Below are 23,442 nucleotides of genomic sequence, written 5' to 3'. Positions count from 1 at the left end.
ACTTAAATTCTTAATGACTCGGACTTTACGAGGGTCACAATTACTACAAAGAAATCAAACCACGCAAACAAGTTTGGAAAACTGATTTTTGACGATGGTACTGTTCTTAATGGCCAAGGTTTTGGTTATTCTACAACTGTTTTTGGCGAGATCGTCTTTAATACTGGAATGGTCGGCTATACTGAGGCTCTCACTGATCCGTCTTATAATGGCCAAATTCTCACATTGACATATCCTTTAGTTGGAAATTATGGAGTTCCCGATCCATCAATCAAAGATAATGACGGAATACCAAAATTCTTTGAATCTAATAAAATACAAATTCGCGGTCTAGTGGTTCATGAATTATCGTTAACTGCAAGCCATTGGAATCTTAAGATGACTTTGGACGAATGGATGAACAATGAAAGGGTACCTGGAATTTCAGGTATTGATACTAGGGAATTGACAAAAAAACTTCGAACTAGTGGTGTCATGATGGCAGCCCTTGCTGTATCTGATACTGAGATTGATGTCGAGTCAATAAAAAAGCAACTTGCGTCTGCAAAGCATTATGATTCTGAACAGTTCATGGATGTAGTATCTACAAAGAAGGAACAAGTATTTGGCAATGATGAAAAATCCATTGTTGTAGTTGACACTGGTGCAAAAAATGCAATTTTAAGAAATGTTCGTGAACTAGGTTACAAGGCAATTTTAGTTCCATGGGATACTTCGTATGAAAAAATCATGTCTTACAATCCTAATGGTGTAGTTCTAAGTAGCGGTCCAGGTGATCCGCAAAAATGTCCCAATACAATTGATACTGCTAGAAAATTAATTGAAAATAATGTTCCTACATTGGGTATTTGTTTAGGTGCACAAATAATCGGGATTGCAGGAAATACTGAAACTTACAAACTAAAGTATGGACATCGAGGACAAAACAAACCTTGCATCAACTTAGAAAATAATCAAGTATATGTTACAAGTCAGAATCATGGGTATGGAATCACCCCTGAATCTATTGAAAAATCTGATTTTAAGTTATGGTTTACAAATGCTGATGATAAAACAGTAGAAGGTATTAAACACAAAAAACAAAATTGTATTGCAGTACAGTTTCATCCTGAAGCTGCTCCTGGCCCCTTTGACTGTAAATTTGTCTTTGAAGAATTAAAAAAACTCATGGAGAAATAAAAAATGCCTAAAAATGAATCCTTGAAGAAAATTCTTGTACTGGGAAGTGGGGCTATCAAAATCGGAGAAGCTGGTGAATTTGATTATTCTGGAAGTCAGTGTCTCAAGGCAATTCATGAAGATGGCATAAACAGTGTTTTGATTAATCCGAACATTGCAACCATTCAGACCGACACAAGATTTGCTGATCAAGTGTATCTACTTCCTGTAAATGCTGAATATGTTGAATCAATTATCGAAAAAGAAAGACCTGATGGGATTATGTTGGCATATGGGGGACAAACTGCCCTGAATTGTGGAGTAAATCTGGATGAGGCTGGCATTCTCAAAAAATATGGCGTAAATGTGCTTGGGACCCAGATTCCTGGGATTCAGAAAACCGAAGATAGGCAGCTTTTCAAGGATTCCATGAAGGAATGCCGTGTACCGGTACTGAAAAGTAAGACTGTAAATAATTTTGAAGATGCTAAAAAAGCCGCCGAAGAACTATCCTATCCTGTAATCATTCGAGTGGCGTATACTCTGGGAGGCCGAGGTGGTGGTGTAGCTTACAATGAAATTGAATTACACGAAATTGTAGAGCGCGGTCTCAAAGCTAGTCTTGTCAAGCAAGTTCTAGTTGAAGAATACATTGGCCATTGGAAGCAAATTGAATATGAGGTAATGCAAGACTATGACGGAAATAATGTAATTGTTTGTAACATGGAAAATGTTCTTTCAATGAAAGCCCACACTGGTGATAACATTGTAGTTGCACCATCGCAAACAATTGATAACCATGAATATCATATGTTGCGTTCTGCAGCATTGCGTGCAACAAAACATGTTGGAATTGTAGGTGAATGCAACATTCAGTATGCCCTCGACTCTGTTTCTGATAGATATGTTGCAATTGAAATTAATCCAAGACTTTCACGTTCATCTGCATTAGCAAGTAAAGCAACAGGATATCCCTTGGCATACATGTCTGCAAAAATTGGTTTGGGTTACAATTTATCTGAACTAGTCAATAGAATTACAAAAAGCACAACAGCTTGCTTTGAACCCTCTCTTGATTATATTGTATGTAAGCATCCTAGATGGGACTTTGACAAATTTGAATTAGTAAATAGACGACTTGGGCCTACCATGAAATCTGTCGGAGAAGTTATGGCAGTTGGTAGAACCTTTGAAGAATCATTCCAAAAAGCAATTCGAATGTTAGATATTGGAAATGATGGATTAGTTCTGAATCGTACAAATGGCCAAAAATATACTGAAGAAGATATCGATTACAAGTTATCTCATCATGATGATCACATTCTTTATCATGTTGCAATTGCGTTGAAGATGGGAATTTCAGTTGAACGAATTTACAAACTATCTACTATTGATCCTTGGTTTATAGAAAAATAAAAAATATTGTAGATATTGAAGAAAAACTCAAAAAATTAGAACTTGATGAATATCTACTTTGGGAGGCTAAAAAAACTGGATTTTCTGATAAACAAATAGCTCGTGCCAAAGACACCACTCCTGATGAAATACGTGGTTTGAGAAAGAAATTAGGCGTAATTCCTTCTGTCAAACAGATTGATACATTGGCTGCTGAATGGCCTGCAGTAACTAACTATCTGTATCTGACATATGGTGGGCATTCTAATGATATAGAGGTTCCAAAAGATCAGCAAGGAATCATAGTACTTGGGGCAGGTCCCTACAGAATTGGCAGTAGTGTTGAATTTGATTGGGGTACTGTTAACATGGTTTGGGGTCTTCAAGAGAATGGGGAAAAAAATGTTTCAGTAGTTAATTGTAATCCTGAAACAGTTTCAACTGACTATGATATTTGCACGCGATTGTATTTTGAAGAACTAACTCAGGAAAGAATTCTGGACATTGTAGAATTTGAAAACCCTAAAGGGATAATCACATGTGTTGGTGGACAAACTGCTAATAACTTAACTCCAGGCCTTGCACAACACGGTGTGAATATTTTAGGTACAAGTGCACAAGATGTTGATAGAGCAGAAGACCGTTCCAAGTTTAGTGCAGAACTTGATAAACTACACATTCAACAACCATTATGGCAAGCCTTTTCCAATCTTAACGAAGCAAAATCTTTTGCTCAGGAAGTTGAATTTCCTGTAATCGTTAGACCATCTTATGTTTTGTCAGGTGCTGCAATGAAAGTCGTTTGGTCTCAAGAAGAACTCAAAACATATGTCAAAGAAGCAACTGATGTATCCCCTGATCATCCTGTTGTGATTTCAAAATTTATGTTAAATTCACTTGAAGTAGATGTAGATGGAATTAGCAATGGTAAGGAAGTTGTAATTGGTGCAATTGTTGAACACATTGATAGTGCAGGTGTTCATTCTGGGGATGCTATGATGGTAATTCCGCCATGGCGTTTAAGCAATAAAATTATTGAAACCATAAATGAATATACAAAAAAGATTGCTCTGACATTTAATATCAAAGGACCATTTAATCTGCAATTTTTGGTTCATGATGACCACGTGTATGTGATAGAGCTAAACATACGAGCCTCTCGCTCCATGCCCTTTGTTTCAAAATTAGTAAAAATTAACCTGATTTCTCTTGCCGCCAAAGCCATTTTGGACAAACCTCTGCCTAAAATCCCTGAAAATAAATGGCAAAAAATAACCAACTATGGAATCAAAGTCCCACAATTTTCATTCATGCAATTAGAAGGCGCAGACATTGCGTTAGGTGTTGAGATGCAATCTACTGGTGAGGCTGCGTGTTTTGGAAATAGTTTCTATGATGCACTATCTAAGGGATTGACGTCTGTCGGGTATAATTTGCCTGATAAGGGGTCTGCACTAGTTACAGTTGGCGGTGCACAAAACAAAGAAAAATTGCTTCCAACAATTGCAAAACTCAAACAACTAGGATTCAAAATTTTATCAACAGAGCATACTGCCGAATTCTTTGAGGAAAAAATCGGTCAGGTTGAGATTGTGCACAAAATTTCAGAACCTGAAAGAAAACCAAACATTTCTGATTTGTTATATGAGCGAAAAATTGATTTCATTATAAACATTCCAAGTACCTCTACACTGGAAAAATATGTTGGAATGCTTGAAGATGAATATCAGATTAGACGCAAATCACTTGAATTGGGAATTCCTGTACTTACTACTATGGAGATGGCCGATTCTTTTGTAAAAACATTAGAGTGGTTAAGAAATAATGAAACCACAAAAGATCCTATCGAGCCTTATGATAATTATGAATAATTTTTAAAAACATAAACACAAGTATTTCAAAAAAAGGATTATGGCAAAAAAATTCTCTGATGATGAACTTGATGAAGTTCTAAGTAAAATTGAGAAATTTGATGCTGATGGAATTAGATTTATTCATTTAAAAAATAGTGTAAAGAAGAATTTTGTAAAAATAAAGATTGCAGAATTTAAGCTTAAAGATATTTTGGTCTTTCTTGATGAAAATGGACTCGTCCAAAGAATTCCGTTTGATGATAAACCTGGTTTTCATGATTTGACTCTTTACCGCATTTCTGAGAAAGGAAGAGATTTGATTGCTAAATTTACTCGTGAACCAAATGATGATTGGAACAAGAACAGCTATCTATCAAATGTCTCATGTCAAAATTGTGGTAACTCTTATGAAATGCGTGTTGCATATTCTGAAACTGTCAAAACATGGGCAAAATCACAAAGATGTCCTAACTGTGCTTTCAAAGGAATGTTTGTTACTAAATTTATCTGATCAAATCACTTGCTTGATGTCTGACTCGGTTCCAATTATTGTCCCATCCAACGTTATGATTTTTGCTTTTGATATCTCTTTTATTTTATTAATAATTGGAGAAATAGATTTTTTGTATTGTTTCCTATGTGTTGCGTAAAAATATTTGTTAAATGATGGAACTATTGTTATTTCGATCTCCCCTGGTTTATTGGGGAAGATATTTTCTTTTTCTGTCTTGATTGAAACCCACACTCTTTGCCCGTTCATGATTGAATCTTCTTGGAAAAAAACTGGATGAACATGACCCATAATGATCTTATCTACGTGAGAAAAGTTCTCTGATGGCATTGTATGTCCATGTGTTAACAAAACATTTTCTTCAACCATCCCTGTTGAACTAATCATCGAAATATTGTCTGGCACTAACCTCTGAATATTCGCATCATGGTTGCCTGGAATTAGAGTTACATCGCACTTTTCTCTTATTTTTTTAAAAAATAATGGGACTTCATCCCATTCATTTCTTGATATGTTCTTGATGCTTGATTTGATATCTCCCAACAAAATAACTGAGTCTGGTTTTTCTAAATCAATAATTTGAGATAATTCTTGAATTGATTCATTAATTGTTGAATTTTTGCCTATGAATATTTGGTTTGATGCCATGCTATTTTCAAACCCAATGTGGATATCTGTAATAACCAGATTCTTTTTTTTACCTTCTAAAATCAGTGCAGGTTTTGATGGAACGATTCTAGTTTGTAACATCAAAGTTATACTGTAGATATCTGATTAAACCCTTATGAACAAAGATCTGGACCGAATCCAATCTATTGTTTCTGAAAAACGTGTAAAGTTGCATGTTTTCAAGCCCACACAAAGAAAGATTTGGACTGTTGTTGGAAAAGGCCAAGAACATTGGATTGATCCTGATTCTAATTACTGCTCTTGTCCTGGATTTTACTTTGGAAAACTAATTGGAAAAACTATTTGCTATCATTTGGAGTCTGCTCATCTTGCTAGACACCAAAACCAAGTGGAAGAGATTGTTTTTTCTGATGATGAATTTTCTGATTTTCTTTCAGGTCTAATTGATGATCTGTAATGATCAATTATTCGAACTTATTAATAACTGGAAAATCATTGTTAAATTATGGATGATGACCAACAAAATTCTGAAATAGAAAAAATTGCCAATCTTATGGTTCATGATGATATTTCTCCTGATGAGCAAGATGTTGCTAAACTAGAAAAATACAAAAATCAGATCAAAGAAGATTGTGATCTTGATGACGAGAACGCCTTGAAGATGGTTTACGAGGCATTACTTTATAGAAAATTAAAACATTCTGACTCAAGTGATGTTTTAGAAAAAGGTAATGAGTTTGGTGCTGGATTTAGCTGACCTACTCTAATGGAATAGAGTCTATGTCTTCTTTTGAAGCTCCTTTCCACAGACCTATCATTCCTTCCGGTTTTACTTCTTCAACTTTGGTGATTTGTTGAATCTTGATATGATCTGGATTTGGAGGCATCCATAACATTGCCATGTAATCTCCTACCTCTCCAACTTTAGTTGGCAAGGCCATGATGATTTTATCTGCTGCAAATCCTTTTGCAGTCAATGCATTTGTTGCTTTTTCTTTAAGATCCATTCTTCCATGCAGGAACAAATAGACGTCTTTCTGAGTGTCAATTTCTGCCATAAATTCACTGGTTTTTCAAACTAAATCAACCTTTCCTGATCTATTATCGCCAAAAAGGGTTAAATTAGAACGGACAAAATTCTCAACTGTGAAAATCTTTACTGTCGGAAGCAAATCTTTTGTAACTAGCTTCCAATTAGCTGGAATTCCAGGTAAAATTTCTGAAAATCCTCAAAAAGCATTAGAGGAAATTAAAACATTAACTGATGATTCTGACGTTGGTCTTGTTTTAGTAAGTGATGATATTACAGAATCTATTAACGATGAATTAACTGCACTTCGAGCTGAAAAATCAACTTTGGTGTTTGCATTACCTGCAACTGGAAGTGAAAAAACTGAAGTTGATTACAGAGTGATGCTAAAGAAGATACTTGGCGTATAATCTACTTATAATCAATTTTTCAAAGTTCTACCATGAAAACTGCATCTGTTAAAGAGCCATCTGTAATTTCTGTTGATGAAACAGAAAAACCTCAGTTAAAGTCTGGTGAAATTTTAGTTCAGATGCAAGCTTGTGGGATTTGTGGTTCTGATCTGGAAAAAGTTTTTGGTCAATATGGGCAACCATCTATGCGTTTGGGACATGAACCTGCTGGTATTGTATTGGATGCAAGTTCTGATGTAACTGATTTCAAAAAAGGTGACAGAGTATTTACTCATCATCATGTTCCATGCTATGATTGTCATTTTTGTAATCATGGATATGAAACAATGTGTCAAAAATACTATGAAACAAATCTCTCTCCATGTGGTCTATCTGAAGAATATGTTGTCCCATCTTGGAATGTTTCCCATGGTGGTGTTTTAAAAATTTCTGATTCTCTTAGTTTTGAAGAAGCTGCAATGATTGAACCTTTGGCATGTTGTGTTAGGGCTTGGTCAAAGTGTTCTTATCGTGAAGGTGACTCTGCCGCAATTTTCGGTGTTGGTCCAACTGGAATGATGCATGTAATGCTTGCTCATGCCAAAAAATTCTCAAAAATTTTCTGTTTTGATGTAAATGATTTTCGATTGGGTTTTGCAAAAAAATTCAACATCACTGAGTCAATAAATTCTATGGATGAAAATAGAAAGCAAAAGATTCACGATGATACAGATGGTAGAGGTGTAGATTTGGCAATAGTTGCTACCAGTAGTCTCAAAGCGTTAGATGATGCAATAGACTTGGTAAGAAAAGGCGGTACTGTAATGATGTTCGGTGTTCCATCTAAAGGTGCAAAACTTGATTTAGACATGAGTAAAATTTATTCAAAAGAGATTACCCTTGTTACAAGTTATGCTGCATCTGATTTTGATACTAAAGAAGCACTAGATTTAATCGAGTCTTCTCAAATTGATGTGAAACAATTAATCACTCATACTTACACTATTTCTGATTCTCAAAAAGCATTTGATCATGCACGTACTGGTGAAAATGCTATGAAAATAATTATTACAAAATAAGAAACGCTTAAGAAGGGATTTTTATTGCTTCAAAATCGAAGAGATATGGATTGGGGATTAAAAAATAGAATTTCCAGTATAATTAAACCGCAAAATAATCGCGCATTAATGTTAGCAGTAGACCATGGATATTTTCTTGGCCCTACTGAAAAATTAGAAGACCCAAAAAAAGTCATCGCACCTCTTTTGAAACATTGTGATTCTCTTATGCTTACTAGAGGTGTTCAAAGAGCATCTGTGCCAGCAACCACTGATACTCCAATGGTGTTGAGAGTATCTGGTGGGTCAAGTATTATTGGAGAGGATTTGTCTCAAGAAGACATAACCGTGTCTATTGAAGATGCAATTAGACTAAATGCTAGTGCTCTAGCAATGTCAATCTTTGTAGGCTCAAAATATGAATACCAAACAATTGTCAATCTGGGAAAACTAGTTAGTGAAGCTGCAAAATATGGCTTGCCTGTATTGGCAGTAACTGCAGTAGGAAAAGAGCTTGGTAAAGATGCCCGATATCTGTCATTGGCATGTAGAGTAGCTGCTGAACAAGGAGCTCATATTGTCAAAACTTACTATTGTGATAATTTTGAAAAAGTTGTCCAATCATGTCCTGTTCCAATAATTGTTGCAGGTGGGAAAAAGATTCCAGAACGTGATGCCTTACAATTAACATACAATGCAATCAAAGGAGGCGCAGTTGGTGTTGATATGGGCAGAAACATCTGGCAATCAGAACATCCCGTTTCAATGATAAGGGCTGTTAGAGCAATTGTCCACAACAATCAAAACGTTGATCAAGCATTCAAACTATACAAAAAATTAGTTAGTGAGGAATCAAAGAAAAAACCTAATCAAAAGAAATCAAACAAACCAAACAACCCTAATCAAAAGAAATCAAACAAACCAAACAACCCTAATCAAAAGAAATCAAACAAACCAAACAAACCAAACAAACCAAACAACCCTAATCAAAACAAACCAAATCTTAATCAGAAATAATTACTAAATTTTTGATAGGTGGATATGTGCAATTTTCCATGTTGGTTGCTTTACCAGTACAAACGTTGCACGTCCACTAATTTCCATATGCTCACCTGTGTATGCTTTTGTATCTACCAACATTCCTTTTTGAATTAATTCTAATGCCACAACTGCTGTTTCTCCAAATATACTGATCTTCGGATTCTTTATTTCATAAGAATAATCTGAGATGCTGACAAATTTTAATTCTTCAAGTTCAATTGTATTTTGATAGTCTTTTAGATCATATGGGGGCAAATCGCTGAAACTGGAAAATTTAGGATCATTCAGATGAATGTCTTTTAGCACTGATAGCTCTTTTGTGATTCCTGCTTGAAACAATGTCTCAATAACATTGATGATTTCTTCATTATCTGTCAAAACAGCTCAATTTCGGATAAGAAAATTCTGAGTTTAAGTCTTCTGTAGCAAAATACGCAAAAACTCGATTATTATTCAGAGAATCTTTATTAATTATCAATTGATTATTTTTTTGATTTCAATGAACACTACATTAACAGGAATATTTGGCAATTGTTTGCCTCTTATTGTTCAACTGTAAAGTGTGCTTAAAATTTACTAGATTAAAATTATGGAAGCTGATTTGATGAATAAAATGGAAAGTATGACAGGTGCAAAAGCCTTGATGGTGGCTATGGAAAAAGAAGGCGTCAAACAAGTATTTGGCTTGCCTGGAGGTGCAAATCTTCCGATGTATGATGAATTTGCTCGTTGTAATATTAGACACATCTTAACAAGACATGAACAGTCCGCAGCCCACATGGCTGATGGATTTGGCAGAGTTAGTAGAAAGCCAGGTGTGTGTTTTGCAACATCTGGTCCTGGTGCTACCAATATTTTAACTGGAATTGCAACTGCACAAGCTGATTCTGCTCCGATGATTGCAGTAACTGGACAAGTACCTGTTGGAATGATAGGCAAAGATGCTTTTCAAGAAAGTGATATTATTGGAATGGCAAACCCTGTTGTAAAATATGCTTTTCAACCAAGAACTGCTGGTGAAATTCCAGAAGTTGTAAAAAAAGGATTCTTCATTGCTGAATCAGGGAGACCTGGACCTGTGTTAATTGACATCCCAAAAGACGTACAAACAAATGAAGAGCCAATGAATTTTCCAGACGAATTTAAAATTCAAGGATATCATCCTTGGGCAGATCCTGATATTGCCAATGTTGAGAAAGCAATTGATATGCTACTTCATGCAGAAAAACCAATCATATTAGCTGGTGGTGGAACTATAATATCATCTGCATTTGCTGAATTGCAAGCTATTGCTGAAACTCTTATGCTTCCTGTTGTAACTACTTTCAAAGGAAAAGGTGCATTTCCTGAAAATCACCCTTTGTCCTTAGGGCCAATTGGAATGCATGGACATGCAGAGGCAAACAAAATGATGTCCGAAGCTGATTGTGTATTGGCAATTGGTACTAGATTTTCTGACAGGTCTGTTGGTACGTTTGAGGCATTTGAAAAGAGATTAAAAATTATCCATATGGATGTTGATCCTGCAGAGATTGGTAAGAACCAAACTGCACAAATTGCTGTAATTGGAGATGTACGTGTAAATCTTAGAGTAATGGTAAAATTGCTTTTACAGCGAGCTGTCAAAAAATCTGAAGAGACTCCTTGGATTAAACATGTCAAAGAGACCAAAGCTTACTGGAAAGAAAACTTGAAACTTCATCCAGGCGAAATGGGTGCTGCTAAAATTTTACGTAAACTCCGTGAATTGTTACCAAAAGAATCTGTTGTGACTACAGAAGTAGGCCAACATCAAATGTGGGCCTCATTATTTTATGATGTAATTCAACCTGGAACTTTCTTTAGCTCCACTGGACTTGGTACAATGGGATGGGGATTTCCTGCAGCAATTGGTGCCAAAGTTGCAAGACCTGATGTGCCTGTAGTTGACATTGCAGGTGATGGAAGCTTTGCTATGACTGAAAATTCACTTGCAACTGCAGTGTTGGAAGATATTCCTGTAATCGTATTTCTCTTAAACAATTCTACATTGGGAATGGTAGCTCAATGGCAGAGAACTTTCTATGATAGAAGAATGATAGGTGTGGACCAACAAAGCTGTCCTGATTATGTTAAATTAGCAGAGTCTTATGGTGCTCAAGGAATCAGAGCTCAATCAATGGATGAACTTGACAAGGCAATTAAAACTGCATTAAGCAGCGATGTTGCAACAGTAATTGATATTCCAATTGATCCTGAAGAAGATGTATTGCCATTTGTAGCTCCTGGAACTTCGCTTGAAGAAATGATCTTGCCCTCTTAGTGATTGATTATGTGGGCAATTCTTTCTATTTTAGTTGAAAACAAACCTGGTATCTTGTTTAAGGTGACTCATCTTTTCAGATCTCGAAACTTCAACATTGATAGCATTTCAGTTGGAACAACTGAAAATCCTGATTATTCTAAAATGACTATCACTACATATGGCGATGAAAAGCGAATTGATCAGATTGTAAAGCAACTTGATAAAATGATTGACACTGTAAAAGTCGAGCATTTAGATGAGCACAAAACAGTATTTCGTGAACTTAGCCTTTTTAAGATAAAACTCAGTAATGCTAATGATAGCATGGAAGTTAACAAATTGGCAAATGCATATGGTGGCAAAGTTCATGATGTGAAAAAAGACTCTATCATGGTAGAATTAACAGCTACTCCTGATCAAATTAAAGCATTTGAGGAATTAGCAAAACCGTTTGGAATTCTTGATGTTGCACGAACAGGTGTTGCTGCTTTGCAAAGGAGCGGAGCATGAAAATTAGAATATTTGATACAACATTAAGAGATGGGGAACAAACAATTGGTGTTTCTTTATCTCCAGATCAAAAATTATCCATTGCCAAAAAACTCGATGAACTTGGTGTTGATGCAATTGAAGCTGGTTTTCCAGTAATCTCTGAAGGTGAGTTAAAAGCAGTAAAAATGATTACTAGTGAAGGATTGTCATGTGAAATTGCAGGATTAACAAGAACTATTAAAAAAGACATTGATGCTGCAGTTGACGCTGGATTAAACTACATCCACACATTCATTGCAACTTCTGATATTCATTTAGAACATAAACTCAAAATGACTCGAGATCAAGCTCTTGAGAAAGCAATTGAAGCAGTAGAGTATGGAAAATCTCGTGGATTGCAAGTTGAATTTTCAGCTGAAGATGCTTCTAGAACTGATAGAGAATTTTTAAAAAAAGTATTTGGCGAGGTTGCAAAAGCCGGAGCAGACCGTGTAAACATTCCTGATACTGTGGGGTACTCTACTCCTGAATACATGGCAAAAATCACTAAAGATACAGTAGAAGCTACAAAACTTCCAGTAAGTGTTCATTGTCATAATGATTTTGGATTGGCAGTTGCAAATTCTTTGGCAGGAATTCATGCAGGAGCTGCATGTGCACATGTTACAATAAATGGAATTGGTGAACGAGCTGGTAATGCTTCATTAGAAGAACTTTCTATGGCATTGAAGTGTTTACCATATGATCAAAAATATGAGACGAACATCAAATCTGAATTAATTTACGATGCCTCAAGATTTATCTCTAAAACTGTGGGTATTATTGTTCAGCCTAACAAGGCCATAGTTGGAGCAAACGCATTTGGCCATGAATCAGGAATTCATACACATGGTGTATTGAGTAATCCGCTAACATACGAGCCGATTAGCCCGGAATTAGTAGGACGAAAAAGATGGCTTCAAGTTGGAAAACATGCAGGGGTTCATGGTATGAATGCAATGCTTTCTGAATATGGAGTAAAACCTACTGAAGAACAATCCCAGCAAATCTTAGACAAAGTCAAAGTGTTAGGTGACCAAGGAAAACAGATCACTGATGTGGAGTTGCTCTCTATTGCAAGTGACGTCTTGGGAGAAAAAGACCTCAAAAAAATTGTTCAACTAACTGGATTCTCAGTATCCACTGGAATTGGAACTATGCCTTATGCATTTGTAAAACTAAACATTGATGGTCAGGACCATGTCGGAACTGATTATGGGGTAGGACCTGTGGATGCAGCACTAAATGCAATTCAAAAAATTACTGGAAAGCTTTCTGAAATCAGAATTAAGGATTATGGATTAGCATCAATTTCTGGCGGTTCTAGTGCATTATGTGAGGTTACAGTAAAGGTTGAAGATGCATTAGGAAACAAAGTCTCTGCAAAATCTGTTGGTGAAGACATTGTAACTACATCAGTTAAAGCAGTAATTGATGCCATTAATCATATCATGCTCAAAAAATTGTTACATGAAAAACAGGTACGATAAATCCTAAAATTATCTTGATGTGATATACTGTTATGTACAAAATTTCATTGATTACTGGTGATGGGATAGGTCCTGAATTATCTGAATCTGTAGTTTCTGTTTTGAATACCATTCATGATAATCTCGATTTGAAATTTGATATTACAACATTATCTGCAGGGGACAAGGCCTTATCTGAAACTGGAAAAGCACTTCCAGATGAAACAGTTGCTGCTATAAAACAATCAGATGCTTGTATGAAGGCCCCTGTTGGTGAAAGTGCAGCTGATGTAATTGTTGTTTTAAGGAGGATGCTTGATCTTTATGCCAATATTCGACCTGCAAAGTCATATCCACACATGCCTGCATTACGTGATGATATTGATATGGTCATAGTTCGAGAGAATACTGAGGATCTTTACACTGGCAAAGAATTTAGCTTAGGTGATTCTTCTGTAGCTCTAAGAATAATTTCTGAAGCTGCTTCTAAGAGAATAGCAAGATATGCTTTTGAAACTGCCAAACAACGTGACTCTATGAGAAAAGTCACATGTGTTCACAAATCAAACGTGATGCGAGTTACAGATGGTATGTTTGCAAAAGCTTGCACTGATGTTTCTAAAGATTATCCTGATATTGCATTTGAGGAGATGTATGTTGATGCATGTGCCATGAATTTGATTCGACAACCAGAGCAGTTTGATGTTGTTGTAACTACTAACTTGTTTGGTGATATTTTATCTGATGAATCTTCACAAGTAGTAGGTGGATTGGGGATGGCTCCAGCTGCTAACATTGGAGATAATTTTGCATTGTTTGAACCCGTTCATGGTGCTGCTTTTGATATTGCAGGACAAAACATTGCAAATCCTTCATCCTTTTTGTTATCAATTAAGATGATGCTTGACTGGTTGGGAAACAAACACAATGATTCCAAATGTATTGAAGTTGGAGAAAAACTGGAATCTGTCATATTTGATCTAGTAAAATCTGGTGTGAAAACAAAAGACATTGGCGGAACTAGTAGTACTACAGAATTTACTAAACAGATTACAGATAATCTGTAAAAAGGGAATCCCCCCCTTGCAGTCACGAATTGTGCGATATAACTAGAGTTATGATGTGAGTTTGTTTGATGGGAATTTAATTTGAAAATGAATCAATTCATATTTGAATCGATTATGAAATTGCATTCATAACCGCGTCAAATAAATACTAATTTTAAATGCTCAATCTAATTAACATGGGAAAAAGAATAACAATTGTTTTAGATGATGATCTAATAAAAAAATTAAGAATGATTCAATCAAAAAAGATTAGCAAATCTACAGAATCTGTAAGTTTTTCAAGTGTAATTAATGACGAACTTAAAAAGGTTGTAAAATAACACCTCTTTTGTGCCTGAATAGTTGGTAATAACTAGGATTATGACGTGAGTTTGTTTGTTGGAAATTAATTATTAGTGGATTATTCAAATTTGGTTTATGACAAATGTGGAATTGATAAAAAAATTCTATCATGCTTTCAAAAACAAAGACCAAGAAACCTATCTTGAGTTGTGTGATGATGACATTGAATGGCAGTTATCAGAAGGAATGCCAAATGGCGGAGTGTTTGTAGGAAAAGATGTAGTTTTCAAAGAATACTTTCCAAAAATGCTATCAAACTTTAAAGAATTTCACGCTATTCCAGAGAGCATCAGAGACATGAAAGATCATATCATGGTAACTGGCAAATATCGGGGAATTTCAAAAAAAGACAAATCATTTGAGGTATCCTTTTCACATGTCTATCATATCAAAGATGAAAAAATAGTTCAATTCCGACAATTTACAGATACTGAGAAAATCAATGAATCTCTGAATTGACACTGAAAGGATAGAAAAACCATTCAACAATTATCTAACGTTCAATATATTGACATATTTGTCTACTATACTATCAAACATGTGCCTCAAACCAACATTCATGTCAGCGTGAGTTAATACAGTAAATTTCATAAGACGTATAATGACAAATACAAAGCAAATTCTAATACTTCCTGTATTAGTTGCATTAGTTTCTGTTTTAGCCTTTACTGGTCAAGACGCATCGGCATTAGTTTCTACCGTCGATGATAAAATATCTTGTAATGCTCCAGCTATAGGTGGAGCATGGAACTCTGTTACTTCAACATGTGTAGTTGGAACTCTTGTAATTGGCCCAACTGATAAACTAATTATCGGTTCAGATACCACTTTTAGCATTGGTAGCGTCACTAGTAGTGGTGTTATAGTAAACCGTGGAACAATCCACATTGCAAGTGGTGGTGTAATTACAACATCTGGTGAATTTACCAATAATGGTGTTATTGATAGCACTAAAGGTACAATAACAAATAGCGGTCCTTTCAAGAACATTGGTGAACTAACATCCTCTGGAACAATTACTAACGGCCCAACAGGTGTTATAAAAAATGAAGGTTACTTGACAAGCACTGGTGTAATTACAACATCTGGAGCTATCAAAGTAGGTGTAGATGGCGTACTAATTAGTAGCGGTACATTTACCAACTCTTTGAACTTAGTCAACAGCGGCACCATCATGACATCAGGCACATTCACCAACAGTGGTCCAGTTATGAATTTTGATACAATTCTAAATGACGGATTGTTTTCTAATAGTAACACAATCACTAACTGGGGAAACATACTCAACTTGTGTAGTGGTTCAATTACAAATTCAGGAACAATAGCTATCCACAAAGTAATAGAACTCTGTATAGCTTAAACCCCTTTTTTATTTTTATTAGATTAGACTATCATGATTTTGATTTTTAAAATCTAGATAAAAAGAAATTTCCAACAATTCTCACCATCGTTCTACTATGGTGCAACGCAGATTTTTGTTCGTAAACGGGGGAGACTGCCTTTTTACATATAATCTATAATTGAAAACAACGAGATACATGGAAAACACGCTGAATCCAGGACGTATTTCCTAACATGATGTGTTTTCCAGACCTATCATTCTACTACGCAGAACAACGGCTTCTCGTCAATACTATTACGTCAAAATCATATTTAACAATGATCCAAATTGCCATCTAGTGACAATAATGTCTGTGAGATCTAGGAAATTCTTTGAATGTACTCGTCATGTGTTTTTTTCTGGTTTTGGACTATCCACAAAAACACTTCATAGTTTGCATTCATGATTTTTTGTTTTGAATTTATGTTAAAGATCAAAAAGTGTAAAAAACTTGATTTTTTGCTAGTCTTTTCTTTTCTTTACGTCTGATTTAGGGGGATTTAACGACCAAAAGAACATGGCAAATCCTACTGGAATCATGATTAACACTGCTGCTACTGCCGAAATTAAATAAAAATTGGGATCTAGTCCTGGAATGAATGGTCCTGGAAATACTGCATACAACCATAACAATCCGATGAAAATTAGTAACGGTTTATTTTTTTTGATGATTTGTTTTGGGCTTAATTTTCTTTTTTGAATGTAGCAGTCTTTACAACGGGTTCTGTCATCAGTCATACAGTTTGTACAACAACTTTTTTCACAAAAATAACAAATTCTGTCTCCAAAAGATGATCCGCAATAATCACATTTGTACACTATACTAAATTATTTTCTTTGAATTTATTTATTTTCAGAGAATATCAATTTTTATTAATTGGGCATTATGTTCCAACAGTATGGTAGATTGCTGTATTTGCAAAGCTGTGCCGGGCACACTAAAAATTACTGATGGTAATCCGAAATACAAAGGAAAGCCCATTTGTAAAGAATGTCAAGGATATCGCAAACTACTCAAAGAAACAAAATAGATCATTCTGAATTTTTGGTTTTGTTTTTTGCAGCCCATTCTTCGTACATTTTGATTAATTCATCCACATCTTTTCCCTCCTCAGAATAGGTTACAATTACTCCAAACGTTCCTTTTTTGTCATGGCCTCTTGCAAAGTATCCCCAAAAGGAGTCAGGCAATTTTGCAAAGCTACTTGAATCATGTGAAACCCCTATGAGATTATTTCCAATCACTTCGACGACTTTTTTCGCATCTGTTTGCTCTATCATGAATTTTCTTAAAGAATAATGAACTTAAGCGTATTGGAGTTTCAAACCATGAAAATAGATCTGAAGCCAAGATGAATCCGTAAGATCTGCCTGTATGGTCTTTAGAATTAATCGTACATATTGTTTATATCCTAGAATTATAACACACTTTTGAATTGAGTTACAATCAAAAAGATCAGGATGATTATGACGGTTTCAACGATGATGTTGATTCGGAGTATCATTATGATTTTGAGGATTAAATATGAAATGCCAGTGTAGCACAGACAAGTTGTGTTTGTTTCACTACATTACAAACAATCCCAACTCGATAAAGCCCAAAACCAAGTGAAGTAATCCCTATGTCAAATAATAATTCGACCAATGATTCAGAAGATCATGAAGATTCTGTTGAAGCAAGATTTGAGAACTTGTATCCTGACTACAACTATGCATTAGAGTCGTCAAATCATGAAAAAGATTCTAGAAAAAGAAAAAGAATGAAAACCATGTACTGACATCATTAATTATTGCAGCAATGATAACTTTAGTTGTATGATCTTTGGATGTCTATGGGCTTAATCTATCCGGATCTCTTGGGTATAATACAACTTCACGAACATTATCAATTCCGATAAGTGTGGTCATCAATCTGTCCAAGCCCATTCCCCATCCTGAATGTGGTGGCATTCCCCAGTCAAATGTTTTAAGATGATCTGCAAATTGTGTTGGATCTAATCCTTGCTCTTTCAATCTATCTTTTAACATCTCGGGATTATGAAGTCTTGTTCCTCCTGATGATAATTCTAAAAATCCATATTGCAAATCAAATGAACGTGAAAGTGTTGCATCTTCATCTTTCTCTCTGATGTAAAACGGTTTTAGTTTCATTGGCCAGTCTGTTAAAAAGTAAAATCCTGGATGGTTTTTGCCTATAATTCTAAGATGAGAATCCAGCAAGTCGTCTCCAAATTCCACTTTTTCACCTTCTTTTTTCAGTTCTTCTATACATTGAGTGTATGTTATTCTCTCAAATGGTGAAGATGGAACTTCTATTGTATGTTCAATTGTCTCTTGTTCTTTTTTACATTTTTCTGAAACATCTTTGTATACTGCAAGTACAAGTGATTCTAAAACATTCATGACGTCCTCATAGTCCATAAATGCAGCTTCGATATCGATACTGGTAAATTCTGTCAAGTGTCTTCCCGTGTGGGAATTTTCTGCTCTATAAAAATTTGAAATCTCAAATACTCTTTCTAATCCAATTGTCATCTGTTCTTTGTATAATTGTGGACTCTGAGCAAGATATGCTGTCTTTCCAAAGTAATCTAATGAAAATAAATCTGCACCGCCTTCACTGGCACTACCAATTATTTTTGGTGTAGTAATTTCTATGAATTTTTTTTCGGCCAAAGTTTTTCTAAGTGATTGCAAAACATGATGGCGTAATTTGAAAATTGATGCCGTTTTTTGATTTCTCATATCTAATGCACGATGATTTAATCTTGTATCGATGTTGCTTTCCACCCTTCCTATTGGATCTACTGGTAATGGATGAATTGCTTTTCCCAACACTTCAATTTCTTCTGCTTTTACCTCAAATGCAAAATCTCTAGCTTTAGTCTCTTGTACAATCCCTCTAATACTTACAACACTCTGGCGATTAATCTCTCCAAGATTGTCATTTAATTCCCCTTTGACAATTACTTGTGAAATACCTGAAACATCACGCAATGTGATAAATGACATTTTTCCTAATTTTCTTAAATCTTCAATCCATCCCCCTAACACAACTTGCTTTCCAATCAATTCCTCATTTAATTCCGAAATGTCGTGGGTTTTTACAAAAACCATGTCTATCTTTTATCCTCAAATTCTATCTCAATGTCAAGGTTTCGGGCATTCTTGACTATCTGAACCACTTTTTCTGTATCTATTGGAAATTTTGGAGTCCATTTGCCTGAAACTACTGCCTTGGTTTTTTGAATCCCTCCTGGCGCCCAAACCGCATTTATTGATAAAATTTTAGTTGGAAAGAACAAATCTTCGATAAATCGCTTATCTGTCTCATCTGCCTCCACAAGCCAAATTTTTCCATTAAAACGCTCCTGTAGGGTTCGATATAGTGTACGGCTTTGTCTGATTATCATTATGTCATTTTTTGCCAATGATAATACAAAATTCCCATCAAATTCTTTGCATGAATATAGTGTAAAATTTTCAATTTCTTTGTTTGACTTTGCAATATTTGCAAGATTCATTGATGCATCTACATCTGCTTTTGTCAATTTTCCTGATTCTACCTTGCTTTCACACTGAGGGCAAAGAATTGCATTTTTTGCATCAAAGCCACAAATTGGTAATTTCATTTGAATCGACTTTTTCATTCTGATAATGTTGTTTATATCCCTTAGTGCAAAACAAAAATCATAGTTCGGTTCTGAGATTATTATGGCACTTCTAAAAGTTGATGGATTATCATCCACATATTCCTCATCAAAAGGACCAGTTTATGCCGTAGATGATGTCGATTTCGAATTAAATCGCGGTGAATCAATTGGCATTGCTGGTGAAAGTGCATGTGGAAAAAGTACTTTGGGCTTGTCCTTAATTCGAATGCTTTCGGGTGGAATTACACAAGGAAAGATCATCTTTGATGGTCATTCTATATTGGATATGAGTGAGTCCGACTTTGATGATTCATTCAGATGGAAAAAAATCTCTATGGTATTTCAGGGTGCGATGAATTCTTTGGATCCTGTATTTACAATAAGTGAACAATTTTTAGAGATTCTCAAACAATATGGATATGAAGGCGATTCAAAAAAAATTATTTCAGACGCAATGAATTCAGTCTCCCTTGATGAAAATGTCTTAAAAAAATATCCTCATGAACTAAGTGGTGGGATGAAACAAAGAGTAATCATTGCTATGGCCTTACTGCTAAAACCAAAATTTGTAATTGCAGATGAACCTACTACTGCATTAGATGTCTTAATCCAAGCTCAGATTATCAATTTACTAAAATCCCTGAAAAAAGATGGCATGTCATTTATGTTAATTACGCATGATTTGGCAGTTTTATCTGAAATTGCCGACAAAATTGGTATTATGTATGGTGGACAAATGGTAGAATTTGGCTCTTCGGAGGAAATTTACAAAAATCCAAAACACCCTTACACGCAAGGACTTTTGGAGTCTATCCCAACATTAAATGGCAATACTCCAAAATACATCAAAGGAATCCCTCCCAGCTTACTTGATTCTCCTACACAATGTAGATTCCTTGAAAGATGTCCGTTATCTGTTGAAAAATGTAAAGAACTCCCACCCAAATTTAAAACTGAAACTGGTTATGTCCGATGCTGGTTATATGAAGATGAAAAATAATTCATTTTAAAAATTCTTCATCAATTTTTTTCAAATATGTTTCCTGTAATTCTGCAATTTCTCTTGCTGTTGTATTTCTAGAAATTATTTTTGCATATTCTACCAGTTCTTGATTTTCATGAGTTTTTCCAAACTCTTCGATTTTTTTGTTTGATTCTTGCTCAAATTTCATAATGTCCCTTAACTCTTTACTGATTTCTATCGCTTTCATTTTTTCATAATTTTTGGAATTTGATTTTCTAAAACTTATCTCGTCAATTAATTTTTGAATCTCATCTGATTCTTCCATATTTTTAATTAAAAATTACTCAAATAAGTTAATTTTGTATTTTCTTTTTATGTTCAAGTATGTGCTTTAACCCGTCTGTCATGCTTAATGAATCCAAATCAATTTCGCAATAAGGACACTTCAATGTATTATGAGAATTTTTTTACAATTGGCAAGCATGAATCGATAATTCTTAGCATTTCCGATCTGATGACTTTTTTATCAATTGAAATCCACACTCTATTCTTTTTGATTGCAAACGAAATAGTTTGAACCTTTTTTCTCTCTTCCCAAACAAATTCAATTTCTCCCAAATTCTTATCAAAGAATCCTTCCAAATCTGTCTTTATTGCAATATGTGAGAATTGATACTGGGTATCTTTTTCATTTAAAAGCGGAAGCAAGTCTGGTCTTCTTTTATAGGCCAGCAAATTTCCACTCTCTCCAATTACGCCTACAAATCTAATGAATGGGCTAATTCCTGCTATGGTATCACAAATTTTCTCAAAATCTTTTTTTGACATTTGATAGTGTTCTAAAAAGATGATATTTTAATGAATGGTAAGTGATTGATTCCAGATTTAATTAAATAACGCCCGAAAATAGTCTGATTTGTGGATTTTGTTGATTTATTTCCTTTTGCACCTGATGTAGGTTATTCTCTTTTAGCTCTTGTGAATTTCTTTGGTTCTTTGATACCTTTTGTACCATTACCTGGATTTTTACTTCTGGCAACTATGTCTGTAGGGGATCAATATGATCTACATATTTTGGCACTGGTATCTGCAATTACTGCAACTGTTGCCAAACAAATCATTTTCTATGTTAGCTATGGAGGACGAAAAATAATTAATGAAAAAACTCGAAAAAGAATGCGTCCATTTGAAAGATTGATCAAAAGATATGGTGCAGGAGCTGCATTTTTTGCTGCTGCAACTCCTATTCCTGACGATTTAGTTTATGTTCCTCTTGGATTAGCCAAATACAATCCTAAAAGATTCTTTGTTGCGACACTGACTGGTAAAATTGTTCTAAGTTATTCAATTGTATTTATCTCTCATCATTTGGGGTTGTCTTTGGTAGAACCATTCCTTGAAAATGTTGATGATGCAACTCCTGTTTACATTGGTATAATTATTTTTGGCGTCATGATGACTAGTGTGATTATATTACTATTGAGACTAGATTGGGCAAAGATTCTTGGAAAGTTTGCCCCTTGGACATTAGATGAAAACAACAAAGATTAAATTTCTATTTTAAAATTCCATAACTTTTCTACTGCCTTAGTGATTCCGATTCTTGGTGATGCAATTATTTTATTTGGCTTTACACCCTCTGTAATGTATAATTTTGATCTTTTTGTTAAATCTACCCCATAATCTTCTTTTGTAATCCTAAGTGCTTGTGCTAGTTTTCCTGGACCATTGGTAAGATTTTTCAAATCTGCCCTGCTTCTATTTTTTTGCATAATGTCTACTCCCTTTTCGGGCTCAATTGCCCGAATAAGTACTGCACCTGCCTCTGTTTTTGGTGCTCGGGCTACAACATTAAAGCAAAAATACATTCCATATGTAAAATATACGTACGCTGTTCCTACCTCTTCGAACATTACCTTGTTTCTTTCTGTAATTTTTGTAAATGCATGACTTGCAGGGTCATCTCTGTGTCTATATGCTTCTGTCTCTGTAATTATTCCCGAAATTTTATCCTTGCCAATTTTTCTGACAATTTTTTTCCCTAAAAGATTCTTTGCTACAGTAACTGTATCTTTTGAATAAAATTCTCTAGGAAGTATAGTCAATATCTATCTTAACTTTTTTGTTATTTTTTAACTCTGTTATTAAATGAAATAATTTTAAAATATCTTTGTTTAACACTTTGATTAGTTCTTGATTGTAAATCGTAGCTGCTGGATGAACCGTTAAAAAATACAATTGATTTTCTTTTAAAACGAGTTTTCCTCTAAATTTAGTAATCTCTGATCCTCCTAAAAGTGAATTAAATGCTGTGTTTCCCAAAACACAAATTATTTTGGGTTTGATGATTGCTATTTCCTGTTTCAAATATTCTTGGCATGTTTCTCTTTCAGTTGAGGTTGGAACTCTGTTATTTGGAGGCCTGCATTTTACAATGTTTGTAATGTATACGTCTTCTCTTGAAACCCCTGCCTCATCTAATGCCGCTGAGAGTTTTTTTCCAGCAACTCCTACAAATGGCTCTCCATTTTTATCCTCATTCCTCCCTGGTGCCTCTCCCACAAAAATTACATTTGATTTAAAATTCCCTTTGCCTGGAACTGAATTTGTTCTAGTTTTACATAGATCACATTTTTCACATCCTATGACCTCTTGTTTGATAACTTGTAATTTTTGACTCATT

The 23,442-nt window shown here is 34.9% G+C and carries 29 protein-coding genes and 1 pseudogene; 19 read left to right on the top strand and 11 right to left on the bottom strand.

The features are described 5' to 3' along the window. Window positions 1-81: 81 nt before the first annotated feature. From carA to NSED_RS06380, 3 genes and pseudogenes are all read left to right on the top strand, one after another. Window positions 82-1,179: a glutamine-hydrolyzing carbamoyl-phosphate synthase small subunit gene (gene carA / locus NSED_RS06390; RefSeq protein WP_232212399.1), complete on the top strand. Its 1,098-nt coding sequence runs from the start codon at window positions 82-84 to the stop codon at window positions 1,177-1,179. A gap of 3 nt (window positions 1,180-1,182) precedes the next feature. Then, window positions 1,183-4,424: pseudogene (gene carB, locus NSED_RS11080) on the top strand (carbamoyl-phosphate synthase (glutamine-hydrolyzing) large subunit). A 40-nt stretch (window positions 4,425-4,464) separates the two neighbouring features. Next, on the top strand, window positions 4,465-4,917 hold the full coding sequence (locus NSED_RS06380; protein ID WP_014965435.1) for a hypothetical protein: 453 nt from the start codon (window positions 4,465-4,467) through the stop codon (window positions 4,915-4,917). Here NSED_RS06380 and NSED_RS06375 read toward each other — a convergent pair whose 3' ends face one another. Beyond that, window positions 4,918-5,667 (bottom strand): metallophosphoesterase, encoded by a 750-nt coding sequence (locus NSED_RS06375; protein WP_014965434.1) that lies wholly within the window; start codon window positions 5,665-5,667, stop codon window positions 4,918-4,920. A 34-nt stretch (window positions 5,668-5,701) separates the two neighbouring features. Here NSED_RS06375 and NSED_RS06370 point away from each other — a divergent pair, with 34 nt between their 5' ends. Beyond that, the gene (locus NSED_RS06370) at window positions 5,702-6,004 is read left to right on the top strand and encodes a hypothetical protein (protein ID WP_014965433.1); all 303 of its coding nucleotides are present in this window, start codon (window positions 5,702-5,704) and stop codon (window positions 6,002-6,004) included. Window positions 6,005-6,052: 48 nt separating this feature from the next. Beyond that, the gene (locus tag NSED_RS06365; RefSeq protein WP_014965432.1) at window positions 6,053-6,304 is read left to right on the top strand and encodes a hypothetical protein; all 252 of its coding nucleotides are present in this window, start codon (window positions 6,053-6,055) and stop codon (window positions 6,302-6,304) included. A 1-nt stretch (window position 6,305) separates the two neighbouring features. Here NSED_RS06365 and NSED_RS06360 read toward each other — a convergent pair whose 3' ends face one another. Further along, entirely contained in the window at window positions 6,306-6,605 is a 300-nt protein-coding gene (locus tag NSED_RS06360) for a hypothetical protein (protein ID WP_014965431.1), read from the bottom strand. Between the two features lie 88 nt (window positions 6,606-6,693). Here NSED_RS06360 and NSED_RS06355 point away from each other — a divergent pair, with 88 nt between their 5' ends. The 3 genes from NSED_RS06355 to lsrF are packed head-to-tail and all read left to right on the top strand — an operon-like array spanning window position 6,694 to window position 9,044. Beyond that, window positions 6,694-6,987, top strand: coding sequence for a V-type ATP synthase subunit F (locus NSED_RS06355; protein WP_026090104.1), 294 nt, complete (start codon window positions 6,694-6,696; stop codon window positions 6,985-6,987). Between the two features lie 32 nt (window positions 6,988-7,019). Then, the gene (locus tag NSED_RS06350) at window positions 7,020-8,048 is read left to right on the top strand and encodes a zinc-dependent dehydrogenase (protein WP_014965429.1); all 1,029 of its coding nucleotides are present in this window, start codon (window positions 7,020-7,022) and stop codon (window positions 8,046-8,048) included. A gap of 24 nt (window positions 8,049-8,072) precedes the next feature. Further along, window positions 8,073-9,044: a 3-hydroxy-5-phosphonooxypentane-2,4-dione thiolase gene (gene lsrF / locus NSED_RS06345; RefSeq protein ID WP_272942430.1), complete on the top strand. Its 972-nt coding sequence runs from the start codon at window positions 8,073-8,075 to the stop codon at window positions 9,042-9,044. A gap of 3 nt (window positions 9,045-9,047) precedes the next feature. On the opposite strand, the gene NSED_RS06340 is transcribed toward lsrF, so the two are convergent. Next, on the bottom strand, window positions 9,048-9,446 hold the full coding sequence (locus NSED_RS06340) for a YybH family protein (RefSeq protein WP_014965427.1): 399 nt from the start codon (window positions 9,444-9,446) through the stop codon (window positions 9,048-9,050). A 226-nt stretch (window positions 9,447-9,672) separates the two neighbouring features. Between NSED_RS06340 and ilvB the strand changes: the two genes are divergently transcribed. From ilvB to NSED_RS06310, 7 genes are all read left to right on the top strand, one after another. Beyond that, window positions 9,673-11,370: a biosynthetic-type acetolactate synthase large subunit gene (gene ilvB, locus NSED_RS06335; RefSeq protein WP_232212387.1), complete on the top strand. Its 1,698-nt coding sequence runs from the start codon at window positions 9,673-9,675 to the stop codon at window positions 11,368-11,370. A gap of 9 nt (window positions 11,371-11,379) precedes the next feature. Then, window positions 11,380-11,862, top strand: coding sequence for an acetolactate synthase small subunit (gene ilvN / locus NSED_RS06330; RefSeq protein ID WP_016940276.1), 483 nt, complete (start codon window positions 11,380-11,382; stop codon window positions 11,860-11,862). Then, window positions 11,859-13,373: a 2-isopropylmalate synthase gene (locus tag NSED_RS06325; protein ID WP_014965424.1), complete on the top strand. Its 1,515-nt coding sequence runs from the start codon at window positions 11,859-11,861 to the stop codon at window positions 13,371-13,373. Before ilvN ends, NSED_RS06325 begins: the two co-directional genes overlap by 4 nt. 32 nt (window positions 13,374-13,405) lie before the next feature. Further along, on the top strand, window positions 13,406-14,419 hold the full coding sequence (locus NSED_RS06320; RefSeq protein WP_014965423.1) for an isocitrate/isopropylmalate dehydrogenase family protein: 1,014 nt from the start codon (window positions 13,406-13,408) through the stop codon (window positions 14,417-14,419). 176 nt (window positions 14,420-14,595) lie between these two features. Beyond that, window positions 14,596-14,739 carry a hypothetical protein gene (locus tag NSED_RS10535; RefSeq protein WP_016940277.1) on the top strand — a complete coding sequence of 48 codons (144 nt, stop codon included), beginning with the start codon at window positions 14,596-14,598 and terminating at the stop codon, window positions 14,737-14,739. A 97-nt stretch (window positions 14,740-14,836) separates the two neighbouring features. Beyond that, on the top strand, window positions 14,837-15,220 hold the full coding sequence (locus tag NSED_RS06315) for a nuclear transport factor 2 family protein (RefSeq protein ID WP_014965421.1): 384 nt from the start codon (window positions 14,837-14,839) through the stop codon (window positions 15,218-15,220). A 142-nt stretch (window positions 15,221-15,362) separates the two neighbouring features. Further along, a complete protein-coding gene (locus NSED_RS06310; protein ID WP_014965420.1) occupies window positions 15,363-16,121 on the top strand; it encodes a hypothetical protein in 759 nt (252 codons plus the stop codon). A 483-nt stretch (window positions 16,122-16,604) separates the two neighbouring features. On the opposite strand, the gene NSED_RS06305 is transcribed toward NSED_RS06310, so the two are convergent. Beyond that, window positions 16,605-16,880, bottom strand: coding sequence for a hypothetical protein (locus NSED_RS06305; protein WP_014965419.1), 276 nt, complete (start codon window positions 16,878-16,880; stop codon window positions 16,605-16,607). 161 nt (window positions 16,881-17,041) lie between these two features. Between NSED_RS06305 and NSED_RS10980 the strand changes: the two genes are divergently transcribed. Continuing rightward, window positions 17,042-17,173: a hypothetical protein gene (locus NSED_RS10980; protein ID WP_272942429.1), complete on the top strand. Its 132-nt coding sequence runs from the start codon at window positions 17,042-17,044 to the stop codon at window positions 17,171-17,173. A 1-nt stretch (window position 17,174) separates the two neighbouring features. Here the strand turns inward: NSED_RS10980 and NSED_RS06300 are convergent, their stop codons facing one another. Beyond that, window positions 17,175-17,423 (bottom strand): hypothetical protein, encoded by a 249-nt coding sequence (locus NSED_RS06300; protein WP_014965418.1) that lies wholly within the window; start codon window positions 17,421-17,423, stop codon window positions 17,175-17,177. 341 nt (window positions 17,424-17,764) lie between these two features. Here NSED_RS06300 and NSED_RS10530 point away from each other — a divergent pair, with 341 nt between their 5' ends. Further along, a complete protein-coding gene (locus NSED_RS10530; protein ID WP_016940278.1) occupies window positions 17,765-17,920 on the top strand; it encodes a hypothetical protein in 156 nt (51 codons plus the stop codon). Between the two features lie 52 nt (window positions 17,921-17,972). On the opposite strand, the gene aspS is transcribed toward NSED_RS10530, so the two are convergent. Next, window positions 17,973-19,259 (bottom strand): aspartate--tRNA(Asn) ligase, encoded by a 1,287-nt coding sequence (gene aspS / locus NSED_RS06295; RefSeq protein ID WP_014965417.1) that lies wholly within the window; start codon window positions 19,257-19,259, stop codon window positions 17,973-17,975. A gap of 2 nt (window positions 19,260-19,261) precedes the next feature. Then, on the bottom strand, window positions 19,262-19,774 hold the full coding sequence (locus NSED_RS06290) for a transcription elongation factor NusA (protein WP_014965416.1): 513 nt from the start codon (window positions 19,772-19,774) through the stop codon (window positions 19,262-19,264). Between the two features lie 82 nt (window positions 19,775-19,856). On the opposite strand from NSED_RS06290, the gene NSED_RS06285 reads away from it, so the two are divergent. Continuing rightward, complete coding sequence (locus NSED_RS06285) at window positions 19,857-20,795, top strand: ABC transporter ATP-binding protein (RefSeq protein WP_014965415.1); 939 nt, start codon at window positions 19,857-19,859, stop codon at window positions 20,793-20,795. 1 nt (window position 20,796) lies between these two features. On the opposite strand, the gene NSED_RS06280 is transcribed toward NSED_RS06285, so the two are convergent. Together NSED_RS06280 and NSED_RS06275 are read right to left on the bottom strand one after the other, a co-directional pair. Continuing rightward, on the bottom strand, window positions 20,797-21,084 hold the full coding sequence (locus NSED_RS06280; RefSeq protein WP_014965414.1) for a hypothetical protein: 288 nt from the start codon (window positions 21,082-21,084) through the stop codon (window positions 20,797-20,799). 128 nt (window positions 21,085-21,212) lie between these two features. Beyond that, window positions 21,213-21,587 (bottom strand): hypothetical protein, encoded by a 375-nt coding sequence (locus NSED_RS06275; RefSeq protein WP_014965413.1) that lies wholly within the window; start codon window positions 21,585-21,587, stop codon window positions 21,213-21,215. Window positions 21,588-21,677: 90 nt separating this feature from the next. Here NSED_RS06275 and NSED_RS06270 point away from each other — a divergent pair, with 90 nt between their 5' ends. Continuing rightward, window positions 21,678-22,310 carry a VTT domain-containing protein gene (locus NSED_RS06270; protein WP_014965412.1) on the top strand — a complete coding sequence of 211 codons (633 nt, stop codon included), beginning with the start codon at window positions 21,678-21,680 and terminating at the stop codon, window positions 22,308-22,310. On the opposite strand, the gene NSED_RS06265 is transcribed toward NSED_RS06270, so the two are convergent. Next, complete coding sequence (locus NSED_RS06265; protein ID WP_014965411.1) at window positions 22,307-22,864, bottom strand: DNA-3-methyladenine glycosylase; 558 nt, start codon at window positions 22,862-22,864, stop codon at window positions 22,307-22,309. The genes NSED_RS06270 and NSED_RS06265 overlap by 4 nt on opposite strands. After that, on the bottom strand, window positions 22,848-23,441 hold the full coding sequence (locus NSED_RS06260) for a uracil-DNA glycosylase (RefSeq protein WP_014965410.1): 594 nt from the start codon (window positions 23,439-23,441) through the stop codon (window positions 22,848-22,850). The genes NSED_RS06265 and NSED_RS06260 overlap by 17 nt, the downstream gene beginning before the upstream one ends. Between the last annotated feature and the right edge of the window lies 1 nt (window position 23,442).

It is taken from the genome of Candidatus Nitrosopumilus sediminis, assembly GCF_000299395.1.
Classification (GTDB): domain Archaea; phylum Thermoproteota; class Nitrososphaeria; order Nitrososphaerales; family Nitrosopumilaceae; genus Nitrosopumilus; species Nitrosopumilus sediminis.
Note: the sequence above shows the minus strand (reverse complement) of the source record. Positions and strands in the feature narration are given on the sequence as shown.